This window comes from Mesorhizobium sp. M8A.F.Ca.ET.181.01.1.1, from assembly GCF_004792025.1.
Taxonomy (GTDB): Bacteria; Pseudomonadota; Alphaproteobacteria; order Rhizobiales; family Rhizobiaceae; genus Mesorhizobium.
Map to the genome: position 1 here is coordinate 1 of NZ_SRTV01000330.1, position 283 is coordinate 283.

The 283-nt window shown below is 61.8% G+C and carries 1 protein-coding gene; it reads left to right on the top strand.

Annotated features, from left to right (window positions below):
• Window positions 1-221: hypothetical protein (locus EN824_RS35775; protein ID WP_210236409.1), on the top strand; the 221-nt coding region annotated here is incomplete at its 5' end.
• Window positions 222-283: the final 62 nt, after the last annotated feature.

Sequence of the window (283 nt, forward strand, 5' to 3'; positions counted from 1 at the left end):
CGCGTCTCCTGGGCCTTCTGACGGCGACGCGCCGCTGCGGAGACGGCGCCGAAAGTCATATGCATGCGCGCGCAAGTTTTCCGTGCGTCTGCGACACCAGGCGCTCGCCCGGCGACGTACCGTGCCCGCACGTCGACATTGGCTTTCACAGCTTCATCGACAAGCGGGGTTTGACGCGGCGGGTGGGCGAAAATCAGCCGAAGCCCTCAATTTCTCTTTAGATTTCCCGATACTACTGTCGTTATCCTGCGCAACCATGTCGCACAAGCGTCGACGCGCCAGT